The sequence below is a fragment of the Porphyromonas canoris genome (genome assembly GCF_000765975.1).
GTDB classification, from domain to species: domain Bacteria; phylum Bacteroidota; class Bacteroidia; order Bacteroidales; family Porphyromonadaceae; genus Porphyromonas_A; species Porphyromonas_A canoris.
Window position 1 is genome coordinate 25,239 of record NZ_JQZX01000021.1, and the last position, 13,542, is coordinate 38,780.

Sequence of the window (13,542 nt, forward strand, 5' to 3'; positions counted from 1 at the left end):
CCACTGTATCAGCAGAAACAGTGGGCTTGCTTTTTTGATATTACAAGATTTACGATAGCTCTATCTTCCGAACTCGTCTCTCATGTCTTCCGCCTTCAAAGGGAGTTTTAAGGAAGATGTCCAAGATCTCTTTCGCCTCTTCTGTCGTAATGAACCGGGCAGGTAGAGAGAGGATATTGGCATCATTGTGCTCTCTTGCCAAGCGAGCGATTTCAGGTATCCAGCAAAGAGCAGCACGCACATTGGAATGCTTGTTGGCTGTCATGGAGATACCATTGCCCGAACCGCAGATGGCAATGCCTCTGCTCAGATTCCCCTGCTCTATCTCCTTTGCAAGAGAGTGAGCAAAGTCGGGATAGTCGACACTCTCATCACTATAAGCACCAAAATCTTTAACTGTGTATCCCATAGTTTGGAGTATCTTCTTCAATTCTTCTTTCAAAGTATATCCGGCATGATCACAAGCCATGCCTATCATTGAAGTAGCCATGCGATCTCTTTATTTACCAAGCAGGTTCTTTACTTGTGTATAAACGTTTTGCGCTGTAAAGCCAAGCTTTTCGTCCAACACCTTATATGGCGCAGAGAAACCGAAAGAATTCAGTCCCCATACCGTTCCGTGGGCTCCGACCAGACCCTCCAATGTAACGGGCAGACCTGCGGTAAGACCGAAGCGAGGTACATTCGGAGGAAGAACTTCCTGTCTGTAAGAGTCGTTCTGATTCATGAATACCCCTTCCGATGGAACGGATACCACATTGGCATGTATCCCTTCTGCTTCAAGAAGCTCTGCTCCTTCCACAAGAGTAGATACTTCCGAGCCGGAAGCAAGCAGGATGATGTCCGGACTTTGATGCCCTATAAGCGTATAAGCACCCAAAGCTGTTCTACGGGCTTTAGCGTAGTCGCTATCCGGCAGATTCTTTATATTTTGACGAGAAAGGATTAAAGCCGTCGGTGTTTTGGTGTTGTTCATTGCCAACTCCCATGCTACCGTTGTCTCGTGTACATCTGCAGGACGAAGAGCAAGCAGAGCATTCTGACCCGAATGATTCTTCAACTTTTCCAACAAACGTATCTGAGCTTCCTGCTCTACCGGTTCGTGAGTCGGTCCATCTTCTCCTACGCGGAACGCATCGTGTGTCCATACGTATTTGACAGGAAGCTCCATCAGAGCAGCCAGGCGTACGGCAGGTTTCATATAGTCCGAGAAGACAAAGAATGTACCGCATGCGGCAATAAGACCTCCGTGCAGTGCAATACCGTTACAGATACACGCCATGGTGAGTTCTGCCACACCACTTTGGATGAACGCTCCTTTATAATTGTCACGAGAGAAAGTCGTGCTCTTTTTTAAGAATCCGTCTGTCTTGTCAGAGTTGGAAAGGTCTGCACTTGTTACCATCATGTTTTCCACATGCTGAGCAAGATAGCTCAATACGGTAGCAGATGCAGTTCTTGTAGCCTGATCCGGTTTTTGTTCTATCTCTTCCCAGTTCACTTCGGGAGCCTTGCCGGAACACCATTGAGACAGCTTCTTTGCAAGCTCCGGCTCTGCTTGTTCCCACGTTGCAAAAGATTTTTTCCAATCTTCGGAGAGAGCGATGAGCTCCTCTTTGCGCTTAGCATAGAGAGCTTCCACTTCGGGGAATATTCTGAACGGATTTTCCGAATCTCCGCCTAAGCCTGTGATTGTTGCCGGAACATCCGCACCTGCCGCACTTAGAGGCTGTCCGTGAGTAGATACCTTGTTTTCAAAAGAGACTCCTTCGGGTCCCACTGCTCCTTTGCCCATGATGGTACGACCGATGATAAGCGTTGGCTTTCCTGTTGTCGCATTAGCTTCACGAAGAGCGGCACGGATCTGGTCATGATCATTGCCGTTAATGTCTATCACGTGCCATCCCCACGCTTTGTATTTGGCGGCGACATCTTCCGATGTAACCTCCTTTACCGTTGTGGAGAGCTGTACATTATTTGCATCATAGAACATGATGAGGTTGTCCAAACCGAAGTGTCCTGCCATGCGACCGGCACCTTGAGAGATCTCCTCTTGCACGCCTCCATCAGAGATGAAAGCATAGATCTTCTGACGCATCACCTCTCCGAAATGAGCCTTCATATATTTGGCTGCAATGGCTGCCCCTACCGCATAAGCATGACCCTGACCAAGAGGACCGGAAGTATTCTCTACTCCGCGAGCCACATCAAGCTCCGGGTGTCCGGGAGTAACACTTCCCCATTGGCGAAACTCTTGTAGCTCTTCCATGCTATACTTTCCGGTAAGGGCAAGAGTGGCATAGAGCATAGGAGACATGTGTCCCGGATCGAGGAAGAAGCGGTCACGAGCGATCCATTGAGGCTCATTAGGGTTATAAACCATAAACTCAGAGAAGAGAATATGAGCAAAGTCTGCTCCGCCCATAGCCCCACCGGGGTGTCCCGATTTGGCTTTCTCCACCATGGAAAGAGTTAAGACACGAATGTTATCTGCTGCCATTGCAGATGAGGTTTTCATTTCCATAAGCAATATAAGGTATGCGCGTTATATTTTAATACTGATACAAAAATACAAATAAGAGGGGATAATTTCAATTCTATTATCGTCTGTGCAATAAAACGATATTCTCCACGTGATGGGTGTGAGGGAACATATCTACCGGCTGTACACGCTCCACGCTGTAATGAGAGTCCATCATTGCAAGATCTCTTGCCTGTGTGGCAGGATTGCAGCTTACGTACACGATGCGTTCCGGAGCTGCACGAAGAATGGTCTCGACGACATCCTGATGCATCCCGGCACGTGGAGGATCCGTGATGATCACATCCGGCTTGCCATGTGTCCGTATAAACTCATCATTGAGAACATCTTTCATGTCTCCGGCGAAGAAGGTCAAGTTGTCAAGCTGATTATCTTCCGCATTGTGCCTTGCATCTATTACAGCGTCTTCGACATACTCTATCCCCACTATTTTTGAAGCGGATTTGGAGAGGAAGCAAGCGATAGTCCCGGTACCGGTGTACAGGTCATAAACCACTTCGTGAGGCTGTATGCCTGCCATCTCTCTTACTTGTGAGTAGAGCTCGTAAGCCTGCTTGGAGTTGGTCTGATAAAACGATTTCGGTCCAACCTTAAAGCGCAACTCCTCCATGGCTTCCATGATAAATCCTGGGCCGTAGTAGGTTACCACGTCAAGGTCATTGTAGGTGTCGTTTCTTTTCGGATTGACTATGTAGAGCAGTGTAGTGATTTCGTTTCCAAACCGTTCCAGTATGGCATCGAGAAGTGTCCTGCTCTTCTCTTCGTCTTCTTCGTGAAAGATGACCAGCACCATCACTTCTCCCGTCGAAGAGGTGCGGATAACCAGATTGCGCATATATCCGACCTGCTCTTTAAGATCGAAGAACGGGTACTGCCCCGGACGAGCCAGACAAAAATCTCTGACGAATAGACGGATCCGGTTGGACAGGTCTATTTGCAGGTGACACTCCTCTATGTTGAGCACCTTATCGAACATACCGGGAATGTGAAACCCTAATCCCGCCCGGCAACCAACATCTCCATCGCCGATCTCCTGCATCTCTTCCGCTGTAACCCAACGCTTATTGGAGAAAGTGTATTCCATCTTGTTCCGATACTCGAATATCTCTTTGGAGCCGAGAATAGAGCGTCTGTCCTTAAGCTCTATCTTGCCTATCCGTTCGAGTTGATCATATACCTGACGCTCTTTCATCGCCAGTTGCATGGCATAAGGAACGTGTTGCCACTTGCATCCGCCACATGTTCCGAAATGACGGCAACGAGGTTCGACCCGATGCAGAGACGGCTCTAACATTTTCACCACACGCCCTTCAGCAAAAGAGCTTCTGCTCCTTCCGAGCTGTACATCGACCAGATCACCCGGAGCCGTGAAAGGTACAAACAACACCTTTCCATTCTCTAGTCTTGCCAAAGATTTCCCTTCGGCAGCCATCTCTTCTATACGGACGGCTTCCAGTATCTTTCTTTCCTTTTGTCTTTTTCTACTCATCTTCTCTCTTATCTATGGCTTTGCTCTCCAAGGTCAGCACTTCATCGTAGGCTTCCCATTCCGGATCACGCTCTGCATGACAGCGTATCGGGAAAGTAGGAAAATCGGTTGTGCTTTCGTTGAGAGTCTTTTGAAAAGCCTCTATGTTCCTTGTGTAATACGACCAGCTTGCCTCGCCGTCTCCCGTTGCTTTCAGTACGCAGATGGCAAGTTTGTTCTTCTCCATGGCGCGACGAACGGCATCTCCCCATGCTTCTATGGACTTCGACTCTTCTGCCGAGGGGAGTCCTTCCGCATCTTCATCGTACTTCCAAAATATATCCACTCTGACAGGGTACTTCCCGCTTCCTCTATGTTCTGCAATGTCTACACGGCCGTTCACAAAAACCGTCCTGCCATTCTCTCCTTCTGCCAGTGCGAAGAACCATTTCTTACTCAGTTTCATATCTTATTCTGTTCTCTTTTTCGGTGTTGTGCCAGCTGTATGGCGTTCACTATATTTTGCCAAAAGACGTATGCCGCCGGGATCAGCGATGCCAACGGATGTATGTACGTGGTTGCTATCCATATAGCCAATACCGTATTTTTCTGTGCAAAGCTCTGCCCCACCGTGACGGCATTTCCCACATATCTCTTTCCTATCCATCTTCCGACGGCAAAGCAGAAAAGACAGATCACTAATGCCACGACAAGAGAGGAGGATATAAAGAAGCCGCTCATCTCTTGATGCTCGAAGAAGAAGCGGATGGTGGTAGCCGCAATTATAGCCAGCGAAAAAGACCATACCAGTATGGAATATTTGCTTGCATGCTCTACCTTGGAATGCAGTCGTGGAAAAAAGTATCTCAACACCCATACGATGGCGAGCGGACCCATTACCATCAACGCCACTTGTGAGATCACGCTGAAAAACGTCTCCACTGCATTCGCCTCCCGATCGAATCCCCCCACAAAGACCATTACCGGAACAGCCAGCGCACAGAGGATATTGCCCAAAAAGAGATAGCAGGTAACGAAAGAGATATTCCCTCCCAAAAAGTTGGTGATAACACCCGCAGCTGTTGCCGTAGGCGTAAGAAAGATGAGCAGTGCTCCCATTGCCAGCAAGTGGTCTACCTTGTTCAGAGCAAGATAGGCTGCCGTACCGCAGATGAGCGTAAGCACCAGCAGGAGCAGATGCACCCATGATGGCGCAAGGCTTTTGGGAGAGATCTTCGTATAGTTGAGAGTAAGCAGGATAAATAGCAGCCACGGCATCAGATACCCCATATTGCTTAAAATGGGATAGAGTATCACGCCTATGAGCATTGCCCAAAGGAGCTGATAGTTTTTGAATGTCTGTATCCAGCCGGTCTGTTTCATCGCTTTGCTTATCCCTGTTCAGGATTGGCAATGCAAAGGTACTCAATAAGGTCTATACCACGAAAAGGAGAAAAAGGTTTATCAATAATTGTTGCTTTGCCTGTGAGCGGATCCTCAAAGAAGATATTAAGCAGCGACTAAAAAGATGAAGCACAGAGAGCTGTATGAATGCAGGAGAATATTTCACAATACCAAGCCATCTCTTAAATCTTCCGAACGGCTTCATAAAGTATTCTTAAAGGATTTATAAAATCCTCCGAAGCTGACCACACGATGAAATCGAGGCTTGATTTGCAAAAACCAAGACTTGACTTTAGACATTCAAGGTTTGATTTCCGGAAATCGAGACTTGATTGGAATTACTAATCCCGTTAAGAGAGAAAAATATATGCTTTCAGCAGGATTTTTTAATCTGTTTAGAGAAGCTCTACAACGCTATCAGAGAAGAGAGAAAGGGGGGAGAGGCTTTTAAGAGAGGGAGTAATGGTCTCATTACTAAAGGTTAAGAGTAGAGAAGATTTGGGGATTGCGTTTTTTGTTTCAAAGATTTTTTATTTACCTTTGCACCCAAATTTTACGAAACTATTGTCGCAAACCGCGGCCGTGTATTCTAGAACACCACGTAAAAAACAGGAAAAATGAAAGAAAAAGTATCTGTACCTTTCATGCTGCTCGGCATATTGTTCAATGTTTGCCTTATTGCAGCTAATCTTCTTGAGACTAAGATTATCCACATTGCAGGGCTTGATGTTACTGCCGGACTACTGGTCTTTCCCGTCTCTTATATTATCAACGACTGTATCGCAGAGGTGTGGGGCTTCAAGAAAGCCCGTCTCATCATCTGGAGCGGCTTTGCCATGAATGCTTTTGTCTGTATTCTTGGTCTTATCGCTGTGGCTTTGCCTGCGGCTTCGTTCTGGGAGGGAGAGGAGCACTTCAACTTTGTTTTCGGTATGGCACCACGTATTTTGGTGGCGAGTATGACTGCTTTCCTGGTCGGCTCATTCCTTAATGCGTATGTGATGAGTAAGATGAAGGTGGCAACCAAGGGGAAAAACTTCTCCGCTCGTGCCGTTACTTCCACACTCGTGGGTGAGACAGCCGACTCTCTGATCTTCTTCCCGATAGCCTTTGGCGGTATCATCGGATGGAGTGAGATTATCGGAATCATGGTTTTGCAGATCTTCCTCAAGTCGCTCTATGAGGTGATCATTCTGCCTATAACCATTCGTGTCGTCAAAGCTATCAAGAGAATCGAGGGGATCGATGTCTATGACACCGACATCTCTTACAATGTCTTGAAGATAAAAGACCTGTAACAATGTATCTGGATACGGCTCTTGTCGTCTTCAGTGGCGGTCAAGACTCTACCACGTGCCTTTTCTGGGCAAAGAGAGCATTCGCTCACGTGCGAGCCATAAGCTTCATTTACGGGCAGAAACATGTCAAGGAGATAGAGTTGGCTCGCTCCATTGCCGCAGAAGCCGGCATCCCTCTTGAGGTGAAAGATATCTCTTTTATAGGCTCTTTGGGTAGAAACTCTCTGACGGACAGCTCTATAAAGATGGATGAAGAGAAGCCGGAGAACAGTGTGCCGAACACTTTTGTTCCGGGAAGAAATCTTTTTTTCCTCTCCATTGCTGCCGTTTATGCACGAGAACAGGGTATCCGACATATCGTTACCGGGGTCTCTCAGACCGATTTCAGCGGCTATCCCGACTGCAGAGACAGCTTTATCAAATCCCTGAACGTTACGCTCAATCTTGCCATGGACGATGAGTTTGTTCTCCATGCTCCTCTGATGTGGCTGGATAAAGCGGAAACATGGGCTTTGGCGGACGAACTGAATGTCTTGGAACTTATACGCCATAAGACCTTGACGTGCTATAATGGTATTCCGGGCGATGGTTGCGGTGCCTGTCCGGCGTGTACACTCAGACGCAAAGGACTGGAGAAGTATCTCTCGAACAGGAATCCCCGATAGTTTAACAACAGAAAGAGATAAAAAAACGTATGACAGAACTAAAGGATCAACTCTCTCTACTGGGACGCACAACGGAGTACAAGCAAGACTATGCACCGGAGGTGCTTGAGGCTTTTGATAATAAGCATCCGGATAATGACTATTGGGTGCGCTTCAACTGCCCGGAGTTTACAAGTCTTTGCCCTATCACCGGTCAGCCGGACTATGCGGAGATCCGCATCAGTTATATACCCGACGTGAAGATGGTAGAGAGTAAAAGTTTGAAGCTGTATATGTTCAGCTTCCGCAATCATGGCGCTTTTCATGAAGATTGTGTGAATATCATCATGAAGGATCTTATTGCTCTGATGAATCCCAAGTATATCGAAGTTACGGGCATATTCACTCCACGTGGAGGAATATCCATCTATCCGTATGCCAACTATGGTCGTCCCGATACGAAGTACGAGCGCATGGCGGAGCAACGTTTGATGACAAGAGAGTAAGCGCAGAGCCATTTTTGATGACTTATGCAAAGAAACAGGGCTGAACTTCCATATTAGTTCAGCCCTGTTTCTTATTTTGTGGGGATATTTAGGCGATGAGTGCGGTTCAAACAATCAGAATGGAAGATCGTTTACATCGCTTTCCAGTGTCTCTATCATCTTGTCCCAAGGGATCGGTTCCTGTGTTTCTTCCGGCTCTTTGTCCTTTTCCGGTTGGGACGAAGCGGATTTGTCTCCGAGAATTTCGATGGAAGAGGCAACGATCATGGGTGTTTTGGAGATCTCTCCTTTATGGTTCGGAGTGCTTTTGTAGCGCAACTTCCCTTCTACCAACAGCAGCTGTCCGGTCTTGACATAGCTCTCCACGAACTTGGCATTTGCACCAAAGGCGGAGATGGAGTGCCAATCGGTCTGAGGATCTACCTTTTCGTTCTCCTTATTGATGTAGCCTCTCTCGTTGGTTGCAAGCGAAAAGTGGGCACGCAGAGAGGTGAAGTCGTAGTACTTGATCTCCGGATCCGATCCGACGTAACCTATCAGAATGATTTTATTGTAAGTCTTTCCCATAAGAAGTGAAGTCTGAAACATTATAGACTACGGCATAAAGCTCGGATACAACACTCTCTATCGGGGAGTCTGTCCGCTTTTTTCTCATGAGCAGAAGCGGAGTGGGCGACTCTTCCGGGCGGTATGGTGGCTGAAAGTAAGGAATATCTTCCGGCTCGAAACCGAGCGAACGGTATAGCTTGATGCGTCTGACAGCGTTCTGACCCGCTTCCGGATGTTCGCATTCCAGTACAATATCTTTGTCCTCATACTCTTTCATCAGGTCGTTGAGTATCTCTGTCCCCAATCCTTTCCCCTGATAGTCGGGCATCACCATGAGATATTCTATATAAAAAGAGCCGGAAAGAGGATAGGACATCACCACAGCTATGATCTCTCCGCCCTCTTTATAAACAGAGATATAGTGCTGCCGCTCTGCCAAGCTACGGAATGTGCGCCGCTCTTCACGCGGGAAAAGCTCTACATAAGCCCTGACCAGCTTAAAAATCTCTTCGGCAGAAAGGTCTTCTAACTGCACTCTTCTATTTCCATGCTCAAGGCTTCCCATTGTTCTAATGTGCGTTTATGCGTTTCGCTTAGCTTGGAATACTGCTCGAGAAGAGCCGGTGAGGTCTCGTTGCGAGCGAACTTCTCCTCCATGGATTTTAGCTCTTCTTCTTCCTTTTGGATACGCTCCTCCAGCTGTTCCAGCTCTTTTTCCAACTTTCGTACTCTCTTCAGTGTCTCTTTCCGGCGCTGATAATCTTCTTTCCCTTTGGTCGAAATCTCGCTGGTTTCAGCAGGTACACTCTTTTTGACAACCGGAGTCTCCATGCGCTCTTGCAGTAGCTGAAGATAGTAGTCTATGCCTCCGAGATGAGTGATGGCAATGCCGTCTTTGACCTCTATGACCTTTGTTACCAGACCGGAAAGGAAATCACGGTCGTGGGAGACTATGAGTACCGTGCCCTCATAGTTCAGAATGGCTTCTTTCAGAACCTCTTTGTTGTGGATATCCAAGTGGTTGGTCGGCTCGTCGAGTATAAGCAGGTTGCCCGGTTCGAGCAGTAGCTTTATCATTGCCAAGCGGCTCTTTTCTCCTCCCGAAAGCACCTCCACTCTCTTTTCGGAGGTCTCTCCTCCGAACATGAAAGCACCAAGGATGTCGTTTATCCTAAGGCGGATGTCCCCTACGGCTATCCGGTCTATGGTCTCATAGATGGTAAGCTTGGGGTCTAAGAGCGATGCGGCATTTTGGGAGAAGTAGGAGATTTCGACATTGTGCCCCAATGTGATCTCTCCCGTACGGGGCAACTCTCCGAGTATTGCCCGAAGAAGCGTTGTCTTACCTGCTCCATTCTTCCCGACTACGGCAATCTTCTCTCCGCGTTTGATCTCTAAGTTTGCTCCTTTGAGTACATCCAACTCTCCGAAAGAGACCCTTAAATCTTCCACTTTCAGAGGATAAGCACCGGAAACAATGCGCATCGGAAAACGGAAGTGTATGCTTCTGCGTTCGATGCGATCGACCTCTATCCGGTCGATCTTCTCCAATTGCTTCACGCGACTTTGCACTTGAACGGCTTTCGTAGCCTTGCTCCTGAATCTCTCTATGAACTCTTCGGTCTTACGGATGCTCTTTTGCTGATTTTCGTAAGCCCGCATCTCTTGTTCGTAGCGTTCTTCTCGCAAAGTGAGATATTGGGAGTAAGGTACTTTGTAATCGTATATCTTTTTATTGGAAAGCTCTAATGTTCGAGTGGTTATATTGTCTACAAAGGCTTTGTCGTGCGATACTAAAAGCAAGGCGGAAGAGGATTGTTTCAGAAAGTTTTCCAGCCAAACGATAGACTCTACATCCAGATGATTGGTAGGCTCGTCGAGTAAAAGAAGATTGGGTTTCCGCAACAGAATCTTTGCCAACTCTATCCGCATCCTCCATCCTCCGCTAAACTCGGAGGTGGGACGGTGTAAATCTTCTCGGATAAATCCGAGTCCGAAAAGCGTTTTTTCTATCTGTGCCTTGTAGTTTTCGCTGTCGAGGATAGCAATTTCATCGGTCAGATCAGACACTTTCTGGGCTAACTCCATGTATGAGTCGGAAGAAAAGTCTTCTCTTTTTATCAACTCTCCGGAGAGTGATTCCAGATACGCTTTCTTCTGAAGAATATCACCGAAAACGGTCTCCGTCTCTTCCCAAACAGTTTTCCCTTCTCCGGGAAGGAGGTGTTGGGACAAATATCCCAACACACTCCCCGAAGGAAGAGATACTATACCCTCGGAGGGAGAACGCTTTCCGGCTATGATGTTCATGAGAGTAGTCTTCCCGGCTCCGTTGAATCCGGTAAGAGCCACTTTCTCGCCTGCGTTAATCACAAACGAGACACCCGAAAAGAGCGTGTCCGCTCCGAAGTAAACAGCTAAATTTTGTACAGATAGCATGTTGTCTTACTTCTTGTCCAAAATATTGTGCAGGCGGTTCACCCAGTAAGCATAGTGGCGCTTGCTGTCCTTATCTGCGGCTGAGGCAAGTCTGGACTTGTAAAGCGTTTGTATTTCACGCACCTTTTCGTACATGAGAGCTTGCTTTACGTTTGCAGGGATAGTTGCAAATACCGGAATACGGAAGAATGAGGTTTCTCCCTTATCGGCTTGCTCGGCATTGTTATCGCTATGCTTGTGGTTGTGTGTACAGCCATGGCTGCATTGCCATTGAGGCTTGGCGTCTTCCATCAACTCTTCAAATCTTTTCTGTGCAGTTACTACAACCGTAACCTGGCCTGATGAGGTGAGAAGAGAATTAAGAGCAGCGTCTTCGATGTCTCGGTCTATGTCTTGAAGCTTTTTACCTTCGTAGCTCTTGCGGAACAACATACGGACAGCATCGTTTACGTAAGCATCCAAAGAGTAGTTGTTCTTAGGATCTGCCTTGTATCCGTGTGCCACAAAAGCAAGACGGTAGTCGGCAAAGATCTGACCAATAACAGCGCGGGGCATCACATCGTACAGCGCAAGACGTGTTCCGTATTTCAGATATTGTGCCTCAGGGAATAGCCATGAGCGGTAAGTGCGCAACTGATTGTCCAACCAGTTCATCGCTTGTTTCTGTTTCGCTTTCGGCTCATACGTTACGGCATTTTGGCTGTCGCCTTGTCTGTTTTCAGTATAAATGATGCCACCGAGATGAGGAATAACATGACCTACATGTCTGAAATACTGCATGGCGATAGCATTTTGCACATCCAGTAGATCGTCTGTACGCTCTTTATCTTTTTGCAACCACTTTTCGTAGTTTGCCATGATGAACTTAAGGTTCTTGATAGCAAGATCTCCGGCTTTGATGTGATCGTTGGACAGGTCTTCCATTTGGTCTGTCGGGTCTAATGAGATGATCTGTTGCGCACCGAAGCGATACATCGGATCATGATCTTTGGCTTCTATCCACTTACGAAGTGTTGCCTTTTCATCTTCAGGATTTTTAGTGCCGGGGATCAGACGGTAGCCGTAATTGATTGCATGGATGTCGTAAACACCGAGATTCGGAGGAGTAAGGCGTACCCCTCTTTCCAAGTCGCCCGGTTGTGCCACGAAGTTGTTACGTGCATAGTCCATGATACTTGGAGTAGTACCATACTTTTGAGTGAATGACGGACTTCTCAGAGAGTCGATAGGGAAAGAGTAAGACGCACCCATGTTGTGCATAAGACCCAATGTGTGTCCTATTTCGTGAGCAGCAACGTATCTCATAGACTCTGCCATCACTTCATCCGGAAACTTATCTGTGCGAACTCGCTTGTCTGCAGCAGCTGTCTGAACGAATCTCCAGTCGTGTAGAAGGCTTATAACGTTGTGATACCATATCACATCGGCATTCAGAATTTCACCACTGCGAGGGTCAACATAGCTTGGTCCCATGGCGTTTGGTACTTCTGTCGCAGCGTACTTGATACATGAGTAGCGCAAGTCGTCCGGGTCAAACTCAGGATCTTCCTGTGCATTCGGGTAGAGCTTAGCTACTACGGCATTCTTAAATCCGGCAGCTTCAAAAGCCGTGTTCCAGTCTTCCACACCATCAAGAATGGATTGTCTCCACTTCTTAGGGAATACGGTGTCCACGTAGAATACGATAGGCTTCTTCACTTCTACCACTTCTCCGCGCTTGTAAGCCTCCATGGCGGCAGAGTCTTTAGGCTCTACTCTCCAGCGGTGAATGATTTGGAAGTTTTCTATCTTATCTTTATCTGTAGTGAAACGAGTGCGATAAGAGCTGAAGTAACCCACTCTGTTATCTTGCAAACGAGACTGCATCGGTTCTCTTGGCAGTAGAACAAGCGAGCGGTGTGTTTCAAGAGTGTAGGCTTGATCTGTTCTGTAAGACATCAGACTCTTTACTTCGATATTCTTTGGGAAGTTTTTCACGGATGTTATTCTCGATCCGCCGGGAAGCGGAGCGGTAGGCATCTTCGTACGTGTACCCACCGGAGAGAGATAGCGTTCGCCTCCAACGAAGATTTGAGTAGCGTCTATGAGTACCTTACCATCCTTTGTACCCTTTATCGGGAATACGCGGATGATCGGATCCAAATAGTTTTTCTTGAAAGAGGGAATGATGGGGTCGTTGGCTGCAACCGAGATATAAGTGTTCACCTCGTGCATATAGACGGACTGCTTATCCTTTGTGAAGCGAACAAGGAAAGGATCTGTAACCATCTGTCCTGCCACATGTTCATTCGGGTTGCTCGTTTTAGAGATTCTGTTGGAGAGCAAGAAGTTGTCGTTATTTGTGAAGATCTCTTCCGGCAAAGCAAGATGAAGCATGCCTTTATCGTCCAAATAAGTGGTGAAAAGCCCTTGGCTCTCTTTTGCATCCTTTACCGCTGCCTTAAACTTCTCAGCTTCCGGATCCGGCTTGGCATTCTTAGCGGCCTCTTCTGCGGCTTTTTTCTGTTTAGCTCTCTTAGACATAAAGATCTTGGAGATACAGCTGCCTTTCTTCTCCTTCTTTTCTGTCTTGGCTTCTTGCCCCTTTTCTTGAGCAAGAACGGCAGGTACGCCCGGTATCGTAACGGATACCACCATCGCTGCCGTCATGGCTATAAGCCATTTGTTTGTCTTCATAAGCGAATTTGTAAAT

At 47.2% G+C, this 13,542-nt stretch carries 12 protein-coding genes; 3 read left to right on the top strand and 9 right to left on the bottom strand.

All coding sequences use genetic code 11. From position 1 onward, the window contains the following. Positions 1-49 precede the first annotated feature (49 nt). The 5 genes from rpiB to HQ29_RS09600 all read right to left on the bottom strand — a co-directional run bounded on the left by rpiB (position 50) and on the right by HQ29_RS09600 (position 5,393). A complete protein-coding gene (gene rpiB / locus HQ29_RS09580) occupies positions 50-490 on the bottom strand; it encodes a ribose 5-phosphate isomerase B (protein ID WP_036869522.1) in 441 nt (146 codons plus the stop codon). A 9-nt stretch (positions 491-499) separates the two neighbouring features. After that, a complete protein-coding gene (locus HQ29_RS09585) occupies positions 500-2,524 on the bottom strand; it encodes a transketolase family protein (RefSeq protein ID WP_152566529.1) in 2,025 nt (674 codons plus the stop codon). 76 nt (positions 2,525-2,600) lie between these two features. Continuing rightward, the gene (gene rlmD / locus HQ29_RS09590; RefSeq protein ID WP_036869524.1) at positions 2,601-4,031 is read right to left on the bottom strand and encodes a 23S rRNA (uracil(1939)-C(5))-methyltransferase RlmD; all 1,431 of its coding nucleotides are present in this window, start codon (positions 4,029-4,031) and stop codon (positions 2,601-2,603) included. Continuing rightward, positions 4,024-4,476, bottom strand: a complete 453-nt coding sequence (locus HQ29_RS09595) for a DUF695 domain-containing protein (protein WP_036869526.1) — start codon at positions 4,474-4,476, stop codon at positions 4,024-4,026. The genes rlmD and HQ29_RS09595 overlap by 8 nt, the downstream gene beginning before the upstream one ends. Further along, on the bottom strand, positions 4,473-5,393 hold the full coding sequence (locus HQ29_RS09600; protein WP_036869528.1) for a bile acid:sodium symporter family protein: 921 nt from the start codon (positions 5,391-5,393) through the stop codon (positions 4,473-4,475). The genes HQ29_RS09595 and HQ29_RS09600 overlap by 4 nt, the downstream gene beginning before the upstream one ends. A 638-nt stretch (positions 5,394-6,031) precedes the next feature. Between HQ29_RS09600 and HQ29_RS09605 the strand changes: the two genes are divergently transcribed. From HQ29_RS09605 to queF, 3 genes are read left to right on the top strand one after another with little or no spacing between them, the layout of a single operon-like run. Continuing rightward, complete coding sequence (locus HQ29_RS09605; RefSeq protein WP_036869530.1) at positions 6,032-6,712, top strand: queuosine precursor transporter; 681 nt, start codon at positions 6,032-6,034, stop codon at positions 6,710-6,712. Between the two features lie 2 nt (positions 6,713-6,714). Beyond that, positions 6,715-7,377 carry a 7-cyano-7-deazaguanine synthase QueC gene (queC, locus tag HQ29_RS09610; protein ID WP_036869532.1) on the top strand — a complete coding sequence of 221 codons (663 nt, stop codon included), beginning with the start codon at positions 6,715-6,717 and terminating at the stop codon, positions 7,375-7,377. 29 nt (positions 7,378-7,406) lie between these two features. Further along, entirely contained in the window at positions 7,407-7,862 is a 456-nt protein-coding gene (gene queF / locus HQ29_RS09615) for a preQ(1) synthase (protein WP_036869534.1), read from the top strand. A 114-nt stretch (positions 7,863-7,976) separates the two neighbouring features. Here the strand turns inward: queF and HQ29_RS09620 are convergent, their stop codons facing one another. Genes HQ29_RS09620 through HQ29_RS09635 form a run of 4 tightly spaced genes read right to left on the bottom strand, consistent with a single transcriptional unit; the run spans position 7,977 to position 13,526 of the window. After that, positions 7,977-8,429: a single-stranded DNA-binding protein gene (locus tag HQ29_RS09620; RefSeq protein ID WP_052079477.1), complete on the bottom strand. Its 453-nt coding sequence runs from the start codon at positions 8,427-8,429 to the stop codon at positions 7,977-7,979. After that, a complete protein-coding gene (locus tag HQ29_RS10030; RefSeq protein WP_052090067.1) occupies positions 8,410-8,976 on the bottom strand; it encodes a GNAT family N-acetyltransferase in 567 nt (188 codons plus the stop codon). The genes HQ29_RS09620 and HQ29_RS10030 overlap by 20 nt, the downstream gene beginning before the upstream one ends. Then, on the bottom strand, positions 8,937-10,850 hold the full coding sequence (locus HQ29_RS09630; RefSeq protein WP_036869536.1) for an ABC-F family ATP-binding cassette domain-containing protein: 1,914 nt from the start codon (positions 10,848-10,850) through the stop codon (positions 8,937-8,939). The genes HQ29_RS10030 and HQ29_RS09630 overlap by 40 nt, the downstream gene beginning before the upstream one ends. 6 nt (positions 10,851-10,856) lie before the next feature. After that, entirely contained in the window at positions 10,857-13,526 is a 2,670-nt protein-coding gene (locus HQ29_RS09635; RefSeq protein ID WP_052090068.1) for a zinc-dependent metalloprotease, read from the bottom strand. Positions 13,527-13,542 lie beyond the last annotated feature (16 nt).

Bases quoted from the DNA above. Each gene is read 5' to 3' on its own strand.
- HQ29_RS09605 (WP_036869530.1), top strand. From the start codon at position 6,032: ATGAAAGAAAAAGTATCTGTACCTTTCATGCTGCTCGGCATATTGTTC.
- HQ29_RS09600 (WP_036869528.1), bottom strand. From the start codon at position 5,393: ATGAAACAGACCGGCTGGATACAGACATTCAAAAACTATCAGCTCCTT.
- HQ29_RS09585 (WP_152566529.1), bottom strand. From the start codon at position 2,524: ATGGAAATGAAAACCTCATCTGCAATGGCAGCAGATAACATTCGTGTC.
- HQ29_RS10030 (WP_052090067.1), bottom strand. From the start codon at position 8,976: ATGGGAAGCCTTGAGCATGGAAATAGAAGAGTGCAGTTAGAAGACCTT.
- HQ29_RS09635 (WP_052090068.1), bottom strand. From the start codon at position 13,526: ATGAAGACAAACAAATGGCTTATAGCCATGACGGCAGCGATGGTGGTA.
- rlmD (WP_036869524.1), bottom strand. From the start codon at position 4,031: ATGAGTAGAAAAAGACAAAAGGAAAGAAAGATACTGGAAGCCGTCCGT.
- queC (WP_036869532.1), top strand. From the start codon at position 6,715: ATGTATCTGGATACGGCTCTTGTCGTCTTCAGTGGCGGTCAAGACTCT.
- queF (WP_036869534.1), top strand. From the start codon at position 7,407: ATGACAGAACTAAAGGATCAACTCTCTCTACTGGGACGCACAACGGAG.
- rpiB (WP_036869522.1), bottom strand. From the start codon at position 490: ATGGCTACTTCAATGATAGGCATGGCTTGTGATCATGCCGGATATACT.
- HQ29_RS09595 (WP_036869526.1), bottom strand. From the start codon at position 4,476: ATGAAACTGAGTAAGAAATGGTTCTTCGCACTGGCAGAAGGAGAGAAT.
- HQ29_RS09620 (WP_052079477.1), bottom strand. From the start codon at position 8,429: ATGGGAAAGACTTACAATAAAATCATTCTGATAGGTTACGTCGGATCG.
- HQ29_RS09630 (WP_036869536.1), bottom strand. From the start codon at position 10,850: ATGCTATCTGTACAAAATTTAGCTGTTTACTTCGGAGCGGACACGCTC.